The organism is Candidatus Darwinibacter acetoxidans, assembly GCF_041936445.1.
In the GTDB taxonomy this organism is placed as follows: domain Bacteria; phylum Bacillota; class Limnochordia; order Darwinibacteriales; family Darwinibacteriaceae; genus DTU010.
The window spans coordinates 1-1,995 of record NZ_JBHGXH010000124.1 but is presented as its reverse complement, the minus strand read 5'-3'; the positions used below and the strand labels follow the sequence as shown (position 1 = coordinate 1,995).

Below are 1,995 nucleotides of genomic sequence, written 5' to 3'. Positions count from 1 at the left end.
TGCCTCGAAACGGGGCGCGGGCCAGCCCTGGATCATGCCGTCGATCCAGGCCTGAGAATCCAGGGACCAAGTGAGATGGCAGAAGCGATTTGCCAGCGGCGGGGACAGGTCCCAGCCCCCGGCGGCCTGCTCGGGCGGGTTTGCCGCCGCAACAACGGCCACGCCCGGTGGCAATTCAAGGTCGCCCACCACGCGATCCAGGACCACCCTCAGCAGGGCAGCCTGAACCGCCGGCGGAGCAGTGGAGATCTCATCCAGAAACAAGATCCCCTTCCCGGCTTCCGCCAACCGGCGAGCCCACGACGGGGCTTCCATACGAACCCCGTCATCACGGATCACCGGGAGGCCGCTGAAGTCCGCCGGCTCCCGGATGGAAGCCAGCACAACCTCCAGCGGGAGGGCCAGGGACTCCGCCAGGGCAGTGATGACGGCGGTTTTCCCCACTCCCGGAGGGCCCCAGGCCAGGATCGGGGTCCCGGCCTGGAGTGCAACGGATAGCGCGGTAATCATTTCGCGAGCACCTCCTGTGCCTGGAGCACGCGCCAGGCTTCTGCGCGGACGGCCCGGTGGACATCCCGGGCGTCCACGTCATACAGCGCGGCCACGTGCGCCATACTGCGGCAGTGAGACATGAGCGTGTAAGGCCACGCACGGGAGGGGCGACGGATACCAGAGCAGCAGGGCTGTTCCTCACATTCCGACGGATACCAGCGCCCGCCGGAATCGAATTGCCCGTCTGGGTGCGAGGACCGGCCTTGTCGCCGGACATACTCATATGCCGCCTGCAGCACTGTTTCGGGATATTCTTTTTTCATTTCATTACCTCCTTCCCCCTGGTCTGGCAGGGGGCACCGTGTTATGGTAGCGGTTAACCCGCTCCAGCCGGCCCCCCCCTGGGGGAGGGGCCGAAGCAGCGGATTACAGGCCGGGATTGCGGCTCCCGGCGGGCCTATTGTCTGCTCCGGCCTTGTGACCGGCGCCCCATGGGGCGGGGCATTACCGGGGCATGAAGCCCCGTCACTCTGCTTTGTAGGAGGTTAATTTATTCGATATATGAAATAATCCTCCCCTTCTACGGTTACCTCCCCTTCCTCTCCATCATAAAAAGCGAGGAAGTGACCATAACCGTCCGCTTCTATGGCGGTCTTTACGAAAGCGTCCAGGCCGCAGGTTTTTTCTACGAGCGCGAGAATGGCGTCATTCCCGCTCTCACACTTTTCCGTGAGCGCGTGAAACACTTCTTCCGGCAAACCTGTTTCCTCCGCCAAAAAGGAGGGGATAAACGCCCAAAGGGTTTCTTGTATGTACTCTTTCGCTTTTTTATAACGTTCGTGTTCGTTCAAAACCATGTATTCCTTATCCCATACCTTTAAGGTTTGGGGGTCATGCCCTTCCCTAATCTCTTTTTCGGATACTCCCTCTTCTTTTAAGTAATTCATTAATGCTATCTTCCCGTTCATTTCTTTACCTCCTATTTTTTATTTGCCGAGATTACGGCTCCCGGCGGGCCGGCCGGCCCCCCCCTGGGGGAGGGAGGGGCCGGAGCAGCGGATTATTTCAGCATTCTTTGGTTGCTATGTTGATATTTTCGTCAACCGGAACAGCTGCGCCGTGCGCATCTACGAAAAGTATCGCTTCGCCGCTCCTAACAAACCTTCCCGGCACACGCCAGAACCAGACGATTCTGTTCACGTTTCCGGTTGCAACCAGATCCTTTTCGAATGGTATCGCCTCTAAGCTCCTGATATCCTTTTTCAATTTCATTCCTCCTTAAAAGGTGGTGATATTGCCGGGATAGTCTCCCGGCGGGCCGGCCGGCCCCCCCTGGGGGGGAGGGGCCGGAGCAACGGGCTATTTCAGCATTCTTTGGTTGATACGTTGATATTTTCGTCAACCGGAACAGCTGCGCCGTGCGCATCTACGAAAAGTATCGCTTCGCCGCTCCTAACAAACCTTCCCGGCACACGCCAGAACCAGACGATTCTGTTCACGTTT

General features: G+C 58.8%; 4 protein-coding genes. All 4 read right to left on the bottom strand.

Features of this window, described 5'->3' with window-relative positions:
• Positions 1–510 (bottom strand): AAA family ATPase (locus ACE4YL_RS04375; RefSeq protein WP_461369291.1); only part of this gene is annotated, 510 nt, incomplete at its 3' end.
• On the bottom strand, positions 507–815 hold the full coding sequence (locus tag ACE4YL_RS04370) for a hypothetical protein (RefSeq protein WP_461369290.1): 309 nt from the start codon (positions 813–815) through the stop codon (positions 507–509). The genes ACE4YL_RS04370 and ACE4YL_RS04375, both read right to left, overlap by 4 nt.
• Positions 816–1,037: 222 nt before the next feature.
• Entirely contained in the window at positions 1,038–1,460 is a 423-nt protein-coding gene (locus ACE4YL_RS04365) for a hypothetical protein (RefSeq protein WP_461369289.1), read from the bottom strand.
• A 97-nt stretch (positions 1,461–1,557) separates the two neighbouring features.
• Positions 1,558–1,758, bottom strand: a complete 201-nt coding sequence (locus ACE4YL_RS04360; protein ID WP_461369288.1) for a hypothetical protein — start codon at positions 1,756–1,758, stop codon at positions 1,558–1,560.
• Positions 1,759–1,995 lie beyond the last annotated feature (237 nt).

Excerpts from the sequence above, each read along its gene's own strand:
- ACE4YL_RS04370 (WP_461369290.1), bottom strand. The coding sequence starts at position 815 with ATGAAAAAAGAATATCCCGAAACAGTGCTGCAGGCGGCATATGAGTAT.
- ACE4YL_RS04365 (WP_461369289.1), bottom strand. The coding sequence starts at position 1,460 with ATGAACGGGAAGATAGCATTAATGAATTACTTAAAAGAAGAGGGAGTA.